Source organism: Tateyamaria sp. (assembly GCF_059783535.1).
On record NZ_JBYNDP010000020.1, the window covers coordinates 25,618 to 41,480 of the forward strand.

A 15,863-nucleotide genomic window follows, 5' to 3' on the forward strand; every position below is an offset into this window, starting at 1 on the left:
AACAGCGTTGCAGTGATTGAGAAAACCCCGCATGTGAAATACCAGACAGTATCGCACAAGGATTAGGCAAACCGGATGGCCACTGGCCCCCTCGACATGACAGCCCCCGTGATGTTGGCCCCAATGGCCGGAATCACCGATCTTCCATTCCGGTCTCTCGTGGCCCGGTTTGGGGCCGGTATGGTGGTGTCTGAAATGGTGGCCAGCCACGACATGCTCAATGCGCGTCCGGGCAGTCGGGAAAAAGCCGAACTGGGTTTGGGCGCAGCCGGAACCGCCGTCCAACTGGCTGGGCGCGAAGCTGCGCCAATGGCCGAAGCGGCGCGTATGGTCGCCGGGCAGGGTGCACGCGTCATCGACATCAACATGGGGTGTCCGGCCAAGAAGGTGGTGAACGGGTATTCCGGTTCCGCCCTGATGCGTGACCCGGATCACGCGTTGACGCTGATCGAGGCGGTTGTGAATGCGGTCGATATTCCGGTGACCCTCAAAACCCGCTTGGGCTGGGACGACGCCTTGATGAATGCGCCAGAGATTGCCGCGCGGGCCGAAGCTGCGGGCATCCGGCAAATCGTGATCCATGGCCGCACACGGTGCCAATTCTACAAAGGCAGCGCCAATTGGGCTGCAATCCGCGCGGTGGTCGATGCCGTAAACATCCCCGTGATTGCCAATGGTGATATCGTGGGTGCCGCCACGGCGACACAGGCTTTGGTCCAGTCTGGCGCACATGGCGTGATGATCGGGCGGGGTGCACAGGGCAAACCGTGGCTGTTGGCCGAGGTTGCCCATGCGCTTTACGGCGCAACTGCACCGGATGTGCCAAAAGGGGACGCCTTCGCCGAGATGGTGATGGCTCATTATGACGACATGCTGCGCTTCTACGGCGACCTCTTGGGTCTTCGCGTGGCCCGCAAGCATCTGGGCTGGTTCATGGACACCGCTGGCACGCCGACGGATCTGCGCCGCGCGGTTCTGACGGCCAAGACGCCCAAGGCGACGATGGACTTGCTGCCCCGTGCGCTGTGTCCTGAAACAGGGATGGCAGCAGCATGACCGGGGCAGGGGATCTCTGGGCCTCGTTGCCAGTGCCGGTCATCATCATCGGGCCGCAGGATGACATTGTCGACATCAACTCGGCCGCCGAAGGGTTCTTCAATGCGTCGGCCAAGACCATGAAGGGCCTGCCGCTGTGGGATGAGCTGGCCGTGGATGCGCCGTTGGAAGAAAGCCTGGCACGGGCGCGCAAGAACGGCACGCCGCTTTTCGTCAACGATGTGGATGTGGGCCACGGAGGTCGCGCACCCCTGCAATGCGCGCTGCAAATCGCCCCCCTCATCGACGCGCCCGATCACATGGTGCTGATGATCTCTCCCCGCGAGCTTTCGGGGCGGATGACGCAGAACCATTCGGTCAAGTCCGCCGCCAAGTCTGCCATCGGCATGGCCGAAATGCTGGCCCATGAAATCAAGAACCCGCTAGCTGGTATCACCGGGGCCGCCCAACTGCTCAGTATGAACCTCAAACCAGAGGATCTGGAACTGACCGACCTGATTGTCGAAGAGGGGCGGCGCATCGTGAAGCTGCTTGAACAGGTCGAGCAATTTGGAAATCTCTCTCCTCCCGATCTCAAGCCCGTGAACATCCACGACGTGCTGGACCGCGCGCGGCGGTCTGCACTGCTGGGTTTCGGCGCCCAAATGAAGATCATCGAGGACTACGACCCTTCGCTGCCCTTGGCCTACGGCGATCCGGACAAGCTGCTGCAAGTCGTGCTGAACCTGCTCAAGAATGCGTCCGAGGCTGCCGGCGACGGCGGCGGCACAATCCGCTTGCACAGCTATTTCGAACATTCGTACCGCCTGCGCCGTGCCGATGGCTCCGGTCAGTCACTGCCGCTGCAAGTCGAGATCATCGATGACGGACCGGGCCTGCCGGACGCCATCGCCGCCGATATCTTCGACCCCTTCGTGTCGGGTAAGGAAAACGGCACCGGGCTTGGCCTCGCGCTCGTGTCCAAGATCATCTCGGATCACGGCGGTTGGATTTCTGTCACCTCCGTGCCCGGCAAGACAGTGTTTCGCCTGTCCCTGCCGCGCGCCCCCAAATCGGCCCAGCCGGGCCCTGACCAAACAAAGGACTAGCATATGGATGGCACCGTTCTTGTCGCTGATGACGACCGCACGATCCGCACCGTTCTGACCCAGGCGCTGACCCGCGCCGGGTGCAAGGTGCACGCGACCTCCAGCCTGACCACGCTGATGCGCTGGGTGGGCGAGGGCAAGGGCGACGTTGTGATCTCGGACGTGATGATGCCGGACGGAAATGGCCTCGAAATGCTGCCCAAGATCAGCGAGGATCGCCCAGGCTTGCCGGTCATCGTGATCAGCGCGCAAAACACCATCATGACGGCGATCCAGGCAGCTGAGGCCGAGGCCTATGATTATCTGCCCAAGCCGTTTGATCTGCCGGACCTGATGAAGCGCACGGCAAAAGCGCTCGAACAAAAGGCCCACGCACCCGCACGGGAAGAAGACAACGACCGCCCGGACGAATTGCCGCTTGTTGGACGCACGGCGATTATGCAGGCGCTGTATCGAGTTGTGGCGCGGGTGATGAACACGGACCTGCCGGTGCTGATCTGGGGCGAAAGCGGCACGGGAAAATCGCTGATCGCACGGGCCATCCATGACTTCTCTGATCGGCGTACGCTTCCGTTTGTCACGGTCACCGCGGCTGAGCTGCAAGACCTCGAAGGACCCGCACGTGTTCTGGCGCGCGTCAAGGGCGGCACATTGCTGATCGATGAAATCGGCGACATCCCCGAGGAAATACAAGCCCGCATCGTGCGCATGATGGACACGCCCGGCGAATATGTCCCGCGCTTCCTTGCCACCTCACAAACGGATCTTACAGCGGCGATGGAGGCTGGGCAGGTGCGCAAAGACCTGTACTACCGCCTGTCCGGGGCCACACTGAACGTCCCGGCGCTGCGCGAACGGGTCGATGACATCCCGCTGCTGGCAGAACACTTCCTGGTCCGGGGCGAGAAAACCGGACAGCAACGCCGCGTGCTCTCTGACGCCGCGGCCGAGATTTTCCGCACCTATTCCTGGCCCGGCAACGTGCGCCAATTGGAAAATGCGGTCCGCCGGCTGGGTCTGACCAGTCGCGCCCTCGAAATCTCGGCCTCCGAGGTCGAACAGGTGCTTGGCAGCCAACCAGAACTGGAACCCATCCGCAGCGCGGGCGACACAGAAAAGCTGGGCGCGTCGGTTGGTCGGCACCTCAAACGGTATTTCGACCTGCACGGCAACATGCTGCCGCCCCCGGGACTGTACCAACGCATCCTGCGCGAGGTTGAGGCGCCGCTGATCGAAATTGCCCTCGACGCGACAGGCGGGAACCAGGCGAAATGCGCGGATCTGCTGGGCATCAATCGAAATACTTTGCGCAAGAAAATTACAGATCTTGATATTGAGGTGACACGCCGCCGCAAGTTGATGTAATACTGCCACACAACCCGTGGCCGATGGGGCGCACTTGTCCCCCGGATCACTGGATATGGCGGTACGGCACCGAAGGTGCCACATCATCGAGGTCGGGCCACGTGGCATCCGGAACACGCACCAGCTGGTGGTTGACGCTGGGCCGTCTGCGGCGACGCAGACGGGTGCGCAATGCGGCGACCTTGGGTCTTGTGCTTCTTGGTCCCGTCCTCGCCCTTGCGACAGTTCTTGTTCTTGGACCGCTGGATCAGGGTCAGGGTGCAAATGCCCTGTCTTTGCGGCTCGTTCTGCTTGCTGACCTGGTTTATGTCCTCCTTCTGGGCGCTTTGGTCCTGTCGCAAATTGCCCGTCTCATTGCGGCGCGGCGTGCGAAATCGGCGGGCTCGCGACTACACCTCCGGCTTGCCGGTGTTTTTGCGGTGCTGGCCCTTATCCCAACCGTAACGGTGGCCGTGTTCGCGGGCCTGACTGTGAACATCGGCCTTGAAGGGTGGTTCTCTGACCGGGTCAGCCGCGTGGTCGGGGCATCGCTTGCCGCCGCCGAAGCATACGAATCGGAACAGCGAACTGACCTGATCACGGACGCGCGGGCGCTTGGACGTTACATCGACACGGTGCGCGGCGCGCAGGTGGTCGGCGACCGCGAAGTGCTGAGCGAAGGGCAGGTGCAGGTGCAACGCGGTCTGCGCGAAGCGTTCCTCGTCGATGGCACGGGCGAGCTGCGGGCACGCGGGGATCGGTCCTATCTCTTTAACTTCGAACGCCCAACTGCCGATCAGATTTCGCAATCCATTGATACGGGTGGGTTGGTCATTCAAGACTGGACCAATAACGAGTTCCGCGCACTTGTTCCGTTGGCGAGCTACGTGGACCGCTTCCTTTATGTCAGCCGCGAGGTCGACGGCGAAATCCTGTCGCTGCTCGACGAGACAAAGGAAACCGTTCGGCTTTATCAGCAGTTGGAAAGCGAACGGGGCACGGTGCTGTTCCAATTTGGCCTTTTGTATCTTGGCTTTGCGGTCATCCTGATTCTGGCGGCGATCTGGCTGGGGCTGTGGTTCGCTGAACGTCTCTCCGGCCCGGTTGGACGTCTGACAGGTGCGGCACAGCGGGTTGGGGCCGGGGACCTCGACGTGCAGGTCCGCGAGGAAGAAGGCGACGACGAAATCGCCATGCTGGGCCGCTACTTCAACCAGATGACCCGGCAGCTCAAAGGTCAACGCCACACATTGCTGGCCAACACCGAACAGATCGAACGCCGGCGGCGCCTGTTCGATTCCGTACTCAGCTCAGTCACATCTGGCGTGGTTGGCGTCGATGCCGGCGGTCGGGTGACCTTTGTGAACCGTTCAGGTGCTCAGCTTCTGAACTGGCAAGAGGGGCGCGAAGCGGTGCCGCTGGCGGTGGCCGTGCCCGAGTTTGCCGCACTCTTTGCGCTGCTCAAGGCCGGCCCACAAGAGGTGGCGACAGGAGAGGTCAAGGTGACGCGCGGCGGTCATCTCGAAAACCTGCTGGTCCGAATGGCCACACGTCGCAGCATCGAAGGGGAATTGGAAGGCTACGTGGTTGCTTTTGACGACGTGACCGACCTTGTATCGGCGCAGCGCATGGCGGCGTGGGGCGATGTCGCCCGCCGCATCGCGCACGAGATCAAGAATCCTCTGACACCAATCCAACTCAGCGCCGAGCGGATCAAACGCAAGTTCAGCCCCAAGGTGGGCGAAGAGAGCGATAGCCTCGAACAGATGACAGATGTGATCGTGCGGCAAACGGGGGACTTGCGGCGCATCGTCGATGAATTCTCGAAATTTGCCCGCATGCCCGAACCGGATCGCAAAAGCCATGACCTGACCCAACTGGTGCAGGATGCCGTGGTGCTACAGCAATCCGGGCAACCGGGTGTGAAGATTGTGGCCGATCTGCCCAACGTTGCCATCCACGCCGAAGTTGACGCCACGATGATTTCCCAGGCGCTGACAAATCTCGTGAAGAACGGTGGGGAAGCCATTGAAAGTTTGCAAAGAAATGGAATTCCCGATGGGCATGAACCTCGCATAGAGGTCGCCATGAAAACGGGTCCCGCCGGGGCGGTGATCACCATTTCTGACAACGGCATTGGCCTCCCCGAAGACCGCGCACGCCTGTTTGAGCCCTATGTGACGACGCGGGACGAAGGCACCGGCCTTGGCCTGCCTATCGTTAAGAAGATCATCGAAGAGCACGGGGGCACATTGACCCTCGAAGACGCGGCCCCGTTTGAGGGCCAGACCCATAGCGGAGCCATGGCCGTAATCACGCTGCCTGTCGTGGTATCCGCACCAGCAGTTGAGGAAGAGGAAGCAGTATGAGTGACATTCTGATTGTGGACGACGAGCGGGACATCCGGGAGCTGATATCGGACATCCTCAAGGACGAAGGGTTTTCGACCCGGCTGGCGGGCAACTCCGATGATGCCATGGCCGAGATTGAGTCAGAGGAACCTGCGCTGATGATCCTCGACATCTGGCTCAAGGACAGCCGAATGGACGGCATCGATATCCTCAAGGCGGTCAAGCGGGACAATCCTGGCGTTCCGGTGGTCATCATTTCGGGCCACGGCAACATCGAGATCGCGGTGGCCGCGATCAAGCAGGGCGCCTACGACTTCATCGAAAAGCCGTTTAACATAGACCAGTTGCTGGTTGTCATCCGCCGCGCCATGGAAACTTCGCGTCTGCGCCGTGAAAACCAGAGCCTAAAGCGTCCAGAACTTGCACAGACCAAGATGATTGGCGCGTCGGCCAGTTTCAGGGCGCTGATTTCGCAACTGGACAAGGTGACTAAGTCCAACGGCCGCGTGATGCTGACGGGCCCTGCCGGGTCCGGCAAGGAGGTCGCTGCGCGCTACATCCATGCCAATTCGAACCGGTCTGATGCCCCCTTTGTCACCGTGAATTGTGCGGGCGTTGCGCCTGAAACGATGGAAGAGGTTTTGTTCGGCAAGGAGGGCGGCGAGCGTGGTGTTGAGCCGGGTCTGCTGGAGCAAGCGCATGGCGGCGTGATCTACTTCGATGAAGTAGCGGACATGCCTATCGGCACGCAGTCCAAGATCCTGCGTGTGCTTGTGGACCAGCAGTTCCAGCGGGTGGGCGGCACTGACAAGGTGCGCGTGGATTTGCGCGTGATCTCGTCCACCAACCGAAATCTTGAAGAAGCCATAGCGGCCGAGACCTTCCGGCAGGAGTTGTATCACCGCTTGAACGTGGTGCCGATTGCGGTGCCGAGCCTTGAAGAACGGCGTGAGGATATTCCAGTTCTGGCCGAGCACTTCATCGACGAATGCAACACCGCACAGGGCCTGCCCAAGCGCGACCTGAGCGAAGATGCCGCCGCTTTGATGCAGACGATGATTTGGCCCGGCAACGTGCGGCAGCTCAAGAACATGGTTGAGCGGGTCTTGATCCTTGGCGACGGAACCGGACCCATTGATGCCAAGGAACTGCCCGGTTCGGAGGAGCCTGCCGGTGAAGAGGGCCGCGTGGTTCTGTCCGGTGCCCTTGCAACCTTGCCGCTGCGGGAGGCGCGGGAAGCGTTTGAACGGGAGTATCTGCTGACCCAGATCAACCGCTTTGGTGGCAACATCAGCCGGACAGCAAACTTTGTTGGCATGGAACGCTCGGCCTTGCACCGCAAGCTGAAGTCACTTGGGGTTGTGACCTCGTCCAAGGCGGGTCATCTGGATGAGGAAGAGGCGCAGGTAAGCTCAGCCGCAGCCGAAGCGAAAAATTCTGTCCCCGCGGGGACAGATTTGTAAAACGCAGCAAAATCAATTGCTTGAGAATCGCAAAGGTTAAATCGCGTTAACCTTTGCGCACATCCAGTTGGGCCAGAACGTCCAGTCCCTGCATGTTCAGGAAGTGCAGGATGTCGATGAACACCCAGTTCTCTGCCAGCTTGTCTCCGTCACGACGGTAGAAATCGACAACCCGCATGTCCGCCTTTCTGCCCGAGGGCGGCAGGCCCAGATATGGGCCTGTGCATTCCATCGTGAGGTTAGGCCAGCCGAAGAATCCGCCGTAGTTCCCTTCGGCCATGCGACAGATGTGGCCGTTAAAAGTGCGATCCCCGAGCTGCGTGCGGAACGGGCGCTGATGTTGTTCGATATAACGATCGATCGTGTAGGTGGCGCCGATGCCCGTTGGTCCCCACCAGATCATGTCATCGTGCCAGTCGCGGGCCAGCTCGTCTTGGGGGAGGGGCGGATTTTCCGTCGTGTTGGCCCGTGTGATCGCGTCCATCATTGCGTGGATGCGGTCGAGCGTTGCCTGACCGACAGCTGGATCATGATCGTCAAACAACAGGCCGTCATGTGTCATCGGTCCGGGCTGAACCAGTTGGGCGCCAGTCATGCCGGGCAGGGGGTACTGACCCGCTTGCGCCATCAGATGCAACAGATCGACAAACAATGCCTGTTCGACAATCCGATCCCCCTCGACACGCGAAAACTCGGCATAGCGCACCATGGCGATCTTGCGTGTGGGCTGGATGCCGAGGAAGGGCGCATCGAATAGCCCCATGAGATGGCCCATCGAGGCAACCCAGGTGTCGCCACCTTCGTCGAGATGGTTGTGCCCGGCAAAGAAGATGTCCTGGCGCCTCTGCACACGGGACAAAGCCGTCAGAAAAGGGGACCAGAACGTGTCCGCGACCGCTTGGGGGCCATGCTGTTCATGGAAGGGATGCATGCCGCGCCAAAACGTGTCGGGCAGGAAGTGCTGCGAAAGTGCGGTTGCGCAACATCCGGGTTCGGCGCGCCCGAGGGCGGCGTGATGGGCCAGCACGACGGCTTTGGCCCGGGCGAGATCAGTGGTCATGATTATCCTTGGGTAACGATGCGGAACCGGCCATCGCCGGTCCGAATGGCGCAGCTGCGGGCATTGAGCCGGGGCAGGATGGTTGATGGCCCGGGTGGGGCGGCATTTGCAACACCTTGGGTGCATTGTGGTATTTCGACGGGTCGGTAGCCAAGATCACCCATGCACTGCGCCTTGACCCGCGCGCGCAGGTTGGCATTGGTGTCAACGGTATAGACGTCTCCGGGTATCCAGTAGCCCCGGCTGTAGCAATGCCCGTCCTTGTTACAGACCCGGCGCGGCACGTAAATCGGCGCGCCTTGACGGACCTGGTTTGCAACAGGTGCATCGCGTAAGGCGCGCACGTCGCAATTGGTGTTGTCCCGCTCGAACTGGGCAAAGCTGACGCCTTCCGCATAGTAGGTCGACAGCGGCAAGCAAGCGGACAGAGCCAAAGGGGCAAGAAGAGTGACGATGGCGCGCATGTCTCGATTTTGCCTAAGCCTGTCGGATTTGACAATTCGTGAATGCCCTGTTGGCTGACTTTGCGCAAGCGTTGACCGCCTGCGCCCTCTCTGTCATGCAAAGAGGCTGAATGTGCCGCGATGCGGCGCGTCAAAACGGGGACATGGATGAAGGTCATCATCTGCGGGGCTGGCCAGGTGGGGTGGCAGATTGCACGCCACCTTTCGGGTGAGCGCAACGATGTCACGGTGGTCGACAATGACCCCGATCTGGTGCGTCGGGCCACTGACACATTGGATGTGCAGGGGGTGGCGGGCTTTGCCAGCTATCCGGACGTTCTGGAACGTGCCGGGGCGCGGGATGCCGATATGGTCATCGCCGCGACCTATTCAGATGAAGTGAACATGGTCACCTGCCAGGTGGCGCATTCCGTTTTCGGGGTAAACCGCAAGATTGCGCGCCTGCGCAGCCAGTCCTATCTGACCGCCATCTATTCCGATCTGTATCGCCGCGATCACATGCCGATTGACGTGGTGATTTCGCCGGAGCGGGAAGTAGCGGCCGCCGCCTTGCAGCGCCTGAGCGCGCCAGCTGCGTTCGACACCGAACTGTTCATTGACGGGCAGGCCCAGCTTTTGGGCATCGCGTTGGACGCCGATTGCCCGGTGTTGAACACGCCTTTGCGCCAGCTGACCGATCTGTTTTCGACCTTGCGCGTTGTCGTTGTTGGCGTGCGGCGGGACGGGGTGCTGTTTGCCCCTGAAGCGTCGGACCAATTGTTTGAGGGCGACGAAGCCTATGTCTTTGCCCATGTGGATGACGTGCCGCGCACCATGGAAGTGTTTGGCAAGACCATGCGCAAACAGGAACGTGTGGTTCTTGTGGGTGGGGGCAATGTTGGCCTGACCGTGGCCAGCGCCCTTGAACAGCGTGCAAGTCGTGTGCGCGCCAAGGTGATCGAGCGCAATCGTCGTTGTGCGGAATTGGCCGCCGAGGCCTTGGAACGCACCATCGTGCTGAACGGCGACGGTCTGGACGTGACCCTGTTGGCCGAGGCGGGTGTGTCGCGCGCAGATGCCATGCTGGCCGTGACCGATGACGACAAGACCAACATGTTGGCCGCCGTGCGGGCCAAGGCCGAGGGCTGCCCCTATGCCATCGCCTTGATCAACGACCCCACTCTGGTGCCGATGATGGGGCCCCTTGGCATTGACGCGTATATCAATCCGCGTGCCACAACCGTGTCATCCATCCTGCGTCACATCCGGCATGGGCGCGTGCGGTCGGTCTATTCCATTGGGGATGCGGATGCCGAGGTAATCGAGGCGGAAGTGCTTTCGACCTCACCTCTGGCGGGCCAGAAGATCAACGAGATTGATTTCCCCGAGGGGGTTCTGGTCGGGGCCGTGCGCAAGGGCGATGATGTGATCCGACCCGTGGGCAGCACCCGCATCGACGAGGGCGACGTGATCGCCCTCTTTGCGCTGGCGACCGACGTGCCAGAGGTGGAGCGCCTGATGCAGGTGTCCATCGACTTTTTCTGATGCAGGGACGCACGCAGCCGCGGCAACCGTTCTGGGCCTCTGTATTGCGGCTGCCGCTGTTTTTGCTGCTGATTGGCGTGTTCTCAGCCGCGATGCTGGTGCCCGCCGTCTATGGCGGCATCGTGCGTGATTTGGTGGCAGCGCGGGCTTTCTTGTACTCGGGCCTTTTGGGGTTGGTGACTTTTGCGCTGATTGGCTTGGCCCATGCCGGCCGCGATCCACGCCATGGCACGCTGGGTCCGCTTCTGTCTCTGATGAGTGCCTTTGTCATTCTGCCGGTTGTTCTTGCCGTGCCTTTCTACGAGGGGCTGCGCACCACCACGTTTCTGAATGCCTATGTCGAGATGGTGAGCGCAATCACCACGACCGGAGCGACCATGTTCGACGACCCGGAGCGGTTGAATGGCACGCTGCATCTGTGGCGTTCGATTGTTGGCTGGTTGGGTGGATTGATGATGTGGGTGGCGGCGTCGGCCATTCTGGCGCCGCTGAATCTTGGTGGATTCGAGGTGACGGCACGCGCCGAACCGGGGCGCAGCGCCAGCCGCGACATTGGTATGACGGGCCCTGAAGTGCGGGAGCGCTTGTCCAAGGTGTCTGCTGTGCTGATCCCGATTTATGCCGGGCTGACCATGCTGCTTTGGGTGCTTCTGGCCGTGGGTGGCGATACCGGGCTGGTCGCCTTGTGTCATGCGATGGCGATCCTGGCGACGTCCGGGATTTCTCCCGTCGGCGGGCTGGTCGGTGGCGGCTCGGGCATGGCGGGGGAGGCGGTGATGCTGCTGTTCATGCTGTTTGCCCTGTCGCGTCTGACCTTTTCAACGGACACGACCACGGCGGAGTCCGGTGGGCTTGTACAGGATCCGGAGTTTCGCATCGGTGTTGCCGTTGTCATCGCGGTGCCTGTTTTCCTGTTTCTGCGCCATTTCCTGGGGGCCTTCGACGTTGCTGCGGAACGTGATGTGACCGACGCTGCGCGGGCGCTGTGGGGAAGTGCATTCACCGTGCTGTCCTTCTTGACCACGACCGGCTTTGCCTCAGCGAATTGGGTGGATGCGCAGGCGTGGTCAGGGTTGGAAACCCCGGGCTTGCTGCTGATGGGGCTGGCCCTGATTGGCGGGGGCGTCGCCACCACCGCCGGGGGCGTCAAGCTGTTGCGCGTCTTTGCACTTTATCGCAACGGCGTGCGCGAGATGGAACGGTTGGTGCATCCGTCATCTGTCAGCAGCGCGGGGCCGCGCGCGCGACGGCTGCAAAAGGATGGAGCGTTTATCGCGTGGATCTTCTTCATGCTTTTTGCGCTCACTCTCGCTTTGATCACCATCTTGCTGACCCTGACGGGCGTCGCGTTTGATACCGCGCTTGTCCTTGCGGTGTCGGGCTTGTCGACCACGGGACCCCTTTTGGGAGTGGCTGCCGATGCGCCGATTGCACTGATCGAGTTGAACAATGCGGCCAAGGCAATCTTTACCGCCGCCATGGTGTTGGGGCGCCTGGAGACGCTTGCCATCATCGCCCTTTTCACACCGGATTTATGGCGTGGGTAGGCGGGCCTTTGCGGTAGGTCCGTAACGGACTGTTTTTTGGGCTGGAATCTTCCCAAGCCCCAAGACATACTCCGTCCGGAGGGACGGTCTGATCCGCAGGCCTAGCAAGAAAAAAAGGGTTAACCGACATGGCTTCGGACCGACAGAATTTACAAGATGCATTTCTGAATCACGTGCGCAAAACCAAGGTGCCCGTGACAATCTTCCTGATCAATGGTGTGAAATTGCAGGGGGTTATCACGTGGTTCGACAACTTCTGCGTCCTGTTGCGCCGGGATGGACAAAGCCAGCTTGTCTACAAACACGCCATCTCGACCATCATGCCGAGCCAGCCCATCAGCCTGTATGAGGGCGAAGACGCTTCTTGATGGGTGAGCAGCCGGAGTTCACCCGTGCTTGGGTGCTCCACCCCGATATCAAATCCAATCCGGACCGACGCGAAGCGAAATTTGCGCTGGCCGAAGCCGTGTCTTTGGCCCATGCGTTGCCCGAACTTGAAGTGGTGGGCAGTGAAATCGTGCCTCTGCCGCGTGTGCGTGCGGGCCTTTTGTTCGGGTCGGGCAAGATCGAGGAACTGGCCGAGCGTATCAAGGACGCCGACGTTGAGCTTGTCTTGATCGACGGGCCGGTGACACCCGTGCAACAGCGCAATCTTGAGAAGGCGTGGAAGGTCAAGTTGCTCGACCGGACCAGCTTGATCCTGGAGATTTTCAGTGACCGTGCCGCCACCCGCGAAGGTGTGCTGCAGGTGGAGATGGCGGCGCTCAGTTACCAACGCACGCGCCTTGTCCGCGCCTGGACCCACCTGGAGCGTCAGCGCGGCGGGCTTGGGTTTGTTGGTGGTCCTGGTGAGACACAGATCGAAGCCGACCGACGCGCCATTGATACACAGCTTGTCCGCTTGAGGCGGCAACTGGACAAGGTCGTCAAAACGCGGACCCTGCACCGGGCAGCACGGGCCAAGGTGCCATATCCAATCGTCGCCCTTGTGGGCTATACAAACGCCGGCAAATCCACCTTGTTCAACCGGCTGACAGGTGCGGATGTGATGGCGAAGGACATGCTCTTTGCCACGTTGGACCCGACCATGCGCCGGGTGGAACTGGAAGATGGCCCCGAGGTGATCCTGTCGGACACGGTGGGCTTCATTTCTGATCTGCCGACCGAGCTGGTGGCGTCCTTCCGCGCCACGCTGGAAGAGGTGCTGGCGGCAGACATCATCCTGCATGTGCGCGACATCTCGCACCCGGAAACCGAGGCGCAGGCCGAGGACGTGCGCACCATCCTTGCCGATCTGGGCGTCGGTGAGGGGCGCGAGATGGTTGAGGTCTGGAACAAGATTGATCTGTTACCAGATGAGGAAGCCGAAGCCGTGCGTGCACGTGCGGACCGTGACGAAGGCGTGTTTGCCATGTCGGCCATCACGGGCGAGGGCATCGATGCGCTGCTGGCAGATGTGGCCGAGACGTTAAAAGGCGCTGTGATCGAAGAGACGGTATTGCTGCCCTACGCTGACGGCCGCAAACGGGCGTGGCTGTTCGAGCTGGACGTGGTCGAGGCCGAGCGACAGGGCGAGGAGGGGTTCGAGTTTGACGTGCGGTGGACGGCCACTCAAAAGGCCCGGTTTGAAGGTTTATGAGCCGTCAGCAATCGGGCTGGCGCTGCCATCTGAACACCGAAGCGGCCGCGTAATCACAAAAGACGATCCTGATCCCTAATGGCAGGTTTACCGGCGGATTGTCTATCCAGGCCCACGTGTCGTTAAAGGTGGTGTCGGCAAGCGTGGCGGCTCTGAATTCAGCGCCGCTGATGTTTGCGCCGTCAAGGCGTGCGCCCTGCATCTGCGCACCGGCAAGCCGTGCAGCGGTCAGGTCTGTCTGTCTGAGATCTGCTCCGGTCAGCACAGCCCCCGAAAATGTGGCCCCGGCTAGGTCGGCGTCTCGGAGCGTTCCGCCTGATAAATCGACGCCATCGAGGCGCGTCCAGCGCAAGAACGCGCGTTGCAGATCCGCCTCGCGCATCTGAGCCATCGACAGGTCACGCTTGCTCAGGTTCACATTCGTCAGTTGCGCATTCTCGAAATTGAAGAGGCCCACCGAGATATCGTTCAGCGCGAGCGTTTCCAGGAGCTGTCCCCTTTCAGGGCTCAGGTTGGGAAAGGTGAACTGGCGGCGCAAGCGATCATCGAAGTCCAGTTCTGATTCCCGGGAAACCGCGATCCGGTAGGGGGTGTTGCGCAGGGCAAAGGAGGTGACGCGCGCCTGTAGGTCAACGGGCAGGTGGAAGCGCGTGATACCCTGCTCTGTGTCCCGTTCCCAACAATCGGCAAAGGGAGGTGCTTCGCAAGCCGGTCCTTCGATGTGCGGAGCGGCTCGCAGCGCTTCGAACAGGTTTGCCATGTCCGCGGCTAGAGCCGCGCGCCGTGTCCCTTCGAGCAGCACGCTTTCGGTCACATTGGCGTCGGTCTGCAAGGTAATGCGCTGGTTCTGTTCGTAGAGCAGAAACAGCGTCGCAGCGCCGACAAGGCCACCGACAATTGTGACCGTAACGTTGAAGGAGAATTGCAGTGCTTCACGCCGGGCCAGCCATAGCCCGAGATTGACAAGGGCGGCACGCCGACGATCCTCGGCTGTGGGGTTATCCACACCATCAGGTGATGTGAAGTGATCGACCAGTCCGGTCACGATTTCGGTGTTTGTCATGCGTTCCGACGTGCCTAACGTTCTGCGCGCCCATCGGTGCAGCAGAGCGTTGGCAGCCCACACTGTGACAAGTACGAGTATTAGTAAGGCCCCAACCAAGACAGCTATTAAAGTGCCTGAGCGCGCCATCATTTGCGCGGTGAAACCGTTGGGTAAGAAGGCGTGCAGCGCAAAGCCCGCGAACAGGGCAACGACACAAAGAAGAAAGGTTGAAAGACGGCCCATACAATGCTTCTGAAAAGAATGTACGCAGCTTACGTGCGAAGCAGGTATAGGGGCAACTGTTCAAACCCGTCGTGACTCTCCTGGCAAGAGGTCGCCCAACCTCCAGTCGCCAATTTGCACACGGATCAGGCGCAATGTGGGAAGCCCGATATGGGCTGTCATTCGCCGTACTTGCCGGTTGCGTCCTTCGGTGAGTGTGAGTTCCAGCCAACTGTCGGGTACGGACTTGCGCGCGCGGATCGGTGGGTTGCGGTCCCAGATGTCTGGAGCAGGAATGGCGCGCGCCTTGGCGGATTTTGTCGGGCCGTCCTTGAGCGTGATCCCTTGGCGCAGGTGGTTGAGGGCGTCGTCGGTGATCTTGCCTTCGACCTGCGCCCAGTAGGTCTTGGGTGCCTTGTATTTCGGGTGCGCGATCTTGGCCTGCAGTTTGCCGTCGCTGGTCAGCACCATCAGCCCTTCGCTATCCCGGTCCAGTCGGCCTGCCGGGTAGACGTCGGGCACGTCGATATAGTTGGAGAGCGTGAGGCGGGGGGATTCGTCGGTCCCTTTGTCGGTGAATTGCGACAGGACGCCGAACGGTTTGTTGAAGAGGATCGTCGTCACGCGCGGTGCCTCAGCCCGGGAGGATTGTGATAGAGGTGCCATTGGGCACAAGTGACCAGATTTCGCGCATCTCGGTATTCGTGACGGCGATGCATCCATTTGTCCAATCCCAAGCGAGGTGAAGACGCCCCAGCCACCCCCAGCCGTTCAGAATTCCGTGGATCATGATATTGCCACCAGGACTTTCATTGCGTGCGGCGGCGGCTTGTGCGTCTTTGGCATTTGGGTACGAGATGTGCGGGCTCAGATGCGCTATGGACTGGTCGTTGCGCCAGTCAATGACATATGTGCCTTCTGGTGTGCGTTCATCTCCCTCACGCTGTTTGTGCCCAGTCGGCGCGCTGCCCAAGGAGACATCGTAGGCGGCAATTTCCACGTCACTTCGAAGCAGGATGAGCCGGCGCGCGGCCTTGTCGACGACGACCGTGTCGGCGGT

14 protein-coding genes are annotated in these 15,863 nt (G+C 60.9%); 9 read left to right on the forward strand and 5 right to left on the reverse strand.

Annotated elements, in window-relative coordinates:
• Nucleotides 1–75 precede the first annotated feature (75 nt).
• From dusB to ntrX, 5 genes are all read left to right on the forward strand, one after another.
• Nucleotides 76–1,056: a tRNA dihydrouridine synthase DusB gene (gene dusB, locus AC6RA8_RS06415; RefSeq protein WP_500351351.1), complete on the forward strand. Its 981-nt coding sequence runs from the start codon at nucleotides 76–78 to the stop codon at nucleotides 1,054–1,056.
• Complete coding sequence (locus AC6RA8_RS06420) at nucleotides 1,053–2,144, forward strand: two-component system sensor histidine kinase NtrB (protein ID WP_500351353.1); 1,092 nt, start codon at nucleotides 1,053–1,055, stop codon at nucleotides 2,142–2,144. The genes dusB and AC6RA8_RS06420 overlap by 4 nt, the downstream gene beginning before the upstream one ends.
• Before the next feature lie 3 nt (nucleotides 2,145–2,147).
• Nucleotides 2,148–3,509: a response regulator gene (locus AC6RA8_RS06425; RefSeq protein ID WP_500351355.1), complete on the forward strand. Its 1,362-nt coding sequence runs from the start codon at nucleotides 2,148–2,150 to the stop codon at nucleotides 3,507–3,509.
• A gap of 131 nt (nucleotides 3,510–3,640) precedes the next feature.
• The gene (locus tag AC6RA8_RS06430) at nucleotides 3,641–5,857 is read left to right on the forward strand and encodes a sensor histidine kinase NtrY-like (protein ID WP_500351374.1); all 2,217 of its coding nucleotides are present in this window, start codon (nucleotides 3,641–3,643) and stop codon (nucleotides 5,855–5,857) included.
• Entirely contained in the window at nucleotides 5,854–7,302 is a 1,449-nt protein-coding gene (ntrX, locus tag AC6RA8_RS06435) for a nitrogen assimilation response regulator NtrX (protein WP_500351356.1), read from the forward strand. The genes AC6RA8_RS06430 and ntrX overlap by 4 nt, the downstream gene beginning before the upstream one ends.
• A 46-nt stretch (nucleotides 7,303–7,348) precedes the next feature.
• Here the strand turns inward: ntrX and AC6RA8_RS06440 are convergent, their stop codons facing one another.
• Nucleotides 7,349–8,362: an ester cyclase gene (locus AC6RA8_RS06440; protein WP_500351357.1), complete on the reverse strand. Its 1,014-nt coding sequence runs from the start codon at nucleotides 8,360–8,362 to the stop codon at nucleotides 7,349–7,351.
• 2 nt (nucleotides 8,363–8,364) lie between these two features.
• Nucleotides 8,365–8,826, reverse strand: coding sequence for a hypothetical protein (locus tag AC6RA8_RS06445; protein WP_500351358.1), 462 nt, complete (start codon nucleotides 8,824–8,826; stop codon nucleotides 8,365–8,367).
• 147 nt (nucleotides 8,827–8,973) lie between these two features.
• On the opposite strand from AC6RA8_RS06445, the gene trkA reads away from it, so the two are divergent.
• The 4 genes from trkA (at nucleotide 8,974) to hflX (ending at nucleotide 13,536) form a co-directional block, all read left to right on the forward strand.
• A complete protein-coding gene (gene trkA / locus AC6RA8_RS06450) occupies nucleotides 8,974–10,350 on the forward strand; it encodes a Trk system potassium transporter TrkA (protein ID WP_189370577.1) in 1,377 nt (458 codons plus the stop codon).
• Nucleotides 10,350–11,897: a TrkH family potassium uptake protein gene (locus AC6RA8_RS06455; protein ID WP_500351360.1), complete on the forward strand. Its 1,548-nt coding sequence runs from the start codon at nucleotides 10,350–10,352 to the stop codon at nucleotides 11,895–11,897. Before trkA ends, AC6RA8_RS06455 begins: the two co-directional genes overlap by 1 nt.
• A gap of 128 nt (nucleotides 11,898–12,025) precedes the next feature.
• Nucleotides 12,026–12,265, forward strand: a complete 240-nt coding sequence (hfq, locus tag AC6RA8_RS06460; protein WP_007119530.1) for an RNA chaperone Hfq — start codon at nucleotides 12,026–12,028, stop codon at nucleotides 12,263–12,265.
• Entirely contained in the window at nucleotides 12,265–13,536 is a 1,272-nt protein-coding gene (hflX, locus tag AC6RA8_RS06465) for a GTPase HflX (RefSeq protein ID WP_500351362.1), read from the forward strand. The genes hfq and hflX overlap by 1 nt, the downstream gene beginning before the upstream one ends.
• Nucleotides 13,537–13,540: 4 nt before the next feature.
• Here hflX and AC6RA8_RS06470 read toward each other — a convergent pair whose 3' ends face one another.
• The 3 genes from AC6RA8_RS06470 to AC6RA8_RS06480 form a co-directional block, all read right to left on the reverse strand.
• The gene (locus AC6RA8_RS06470) at nucleotides 13,541–14,599 is read right to left on the reverse strand and encodes a pentapeptide repeat-containing protein (RefSeq protein WP_500351364.1); all 1,059 of its coding nucleotides are present in this window, start codon (nucleotides 14,597–14,599) and stop codon (nucleotides 13,541–13,543) included.
• Between the two features lie 285 nt (nucleotides 14,600–14,884).
• The gene (locus AC6RA8_RS06475; protein WP_500351366.1) at nucleotides 14,885–15,427 is read right to left on the reverse strand and encodes a pseudouridine synthase; all 543 of its coding nucleotides are present in this window, start codon (nucleotides 15,425–15,427) and stop codon (nucleotides 14,885–14,887) included.
• Nucleotides 15,428–15,437: 10 nt separating this feature from the next.
• Nucleotides 15,438–15,863 (reverse strand): L,D-transpeptidase family protein (locus AC6RA8_RS06480; RefSeq protein ID WP_500351368.1); only part of this gene is annotated, 426 nt, incomplete at its 5' end.

Bases quoted from the DNA above. Each gene is read 5' to 3' on its own strand.
- dusB (WP_500351351.1), top strand. From the start codon at position 76: ATGGCCACTGGCCCCCTCGACATGACAGCCCCCGTGATGTTGGCCCCA.
- AC6RA8_RS06420 (WP_500351353.1), top strand. From the start codon at position 1,053: ATGACCGGGGCAGGGGATCTCTGGGCCTCGTTGCCAGTGCCGGTCATC.
- AC6RA8_RS06425 (WP_500351355.1), top strand. From the start codon at position 2,148: ATGGATGGCACCGTTCTTGTCGCTGATGACGACCGCACGATCCGCACC.
- ntrX (WP_500351356.1), top strand. From the start codon at position 5,854: ATGAGTGACATTCTGATTGTGGACGACGAGCGGGACATCCGGGAGCTG.
- AC6RA8_RS06440 (WP_500351357.1), bottom strand. From the start codon at position 8,362: ATGACCACTGATCTCGCCCGGGCCAAAGCCGTCGTGCTGGCCCATCAC.
- AC6RA8_RS06445 (WP_500351358.1), bottom strand. From the start codon at position 8,826: ATGCGCGCCATCGTCACTCTTCTTGCCCCTTTGGCTCTGTCCGCTTGC.
- trkA (WP_189370577.1), top strand. From the start codon at position 8,974: ATGAAGGTCATCATCTGCGGGGCTGGCCAGGTGGGGTGGCAGATTGCA.
- AC6RA8_RS06455 (WP_500351360.1), top strand. From the start codon at position 10,350: ATGCAGGGACGCACGCAGCCGCGGCAACCGTTCTGGGCCTCTGTATTG.
- hfq (WP_007119530.1), top strand. From the start codon at position 12,026: ATGGCTTCGGACCGACAGAATTTACAAGATGCATTTCTGAATCACGTG.
- hflX (WP_500351362.1), top strand. From the start codon at position 12,265: ATGGGTGAGCAGCCGGAGTTCACCCGTGCTTGGGTGCTCCACCCCGAT.
- AC6RA8_RS06470 (WP_500351364.1), bottom strand. From the start codon at position 14,599: ATGACAAACACCGAAATCGTGACCGGACTGGTCGATCACTTCACATCA.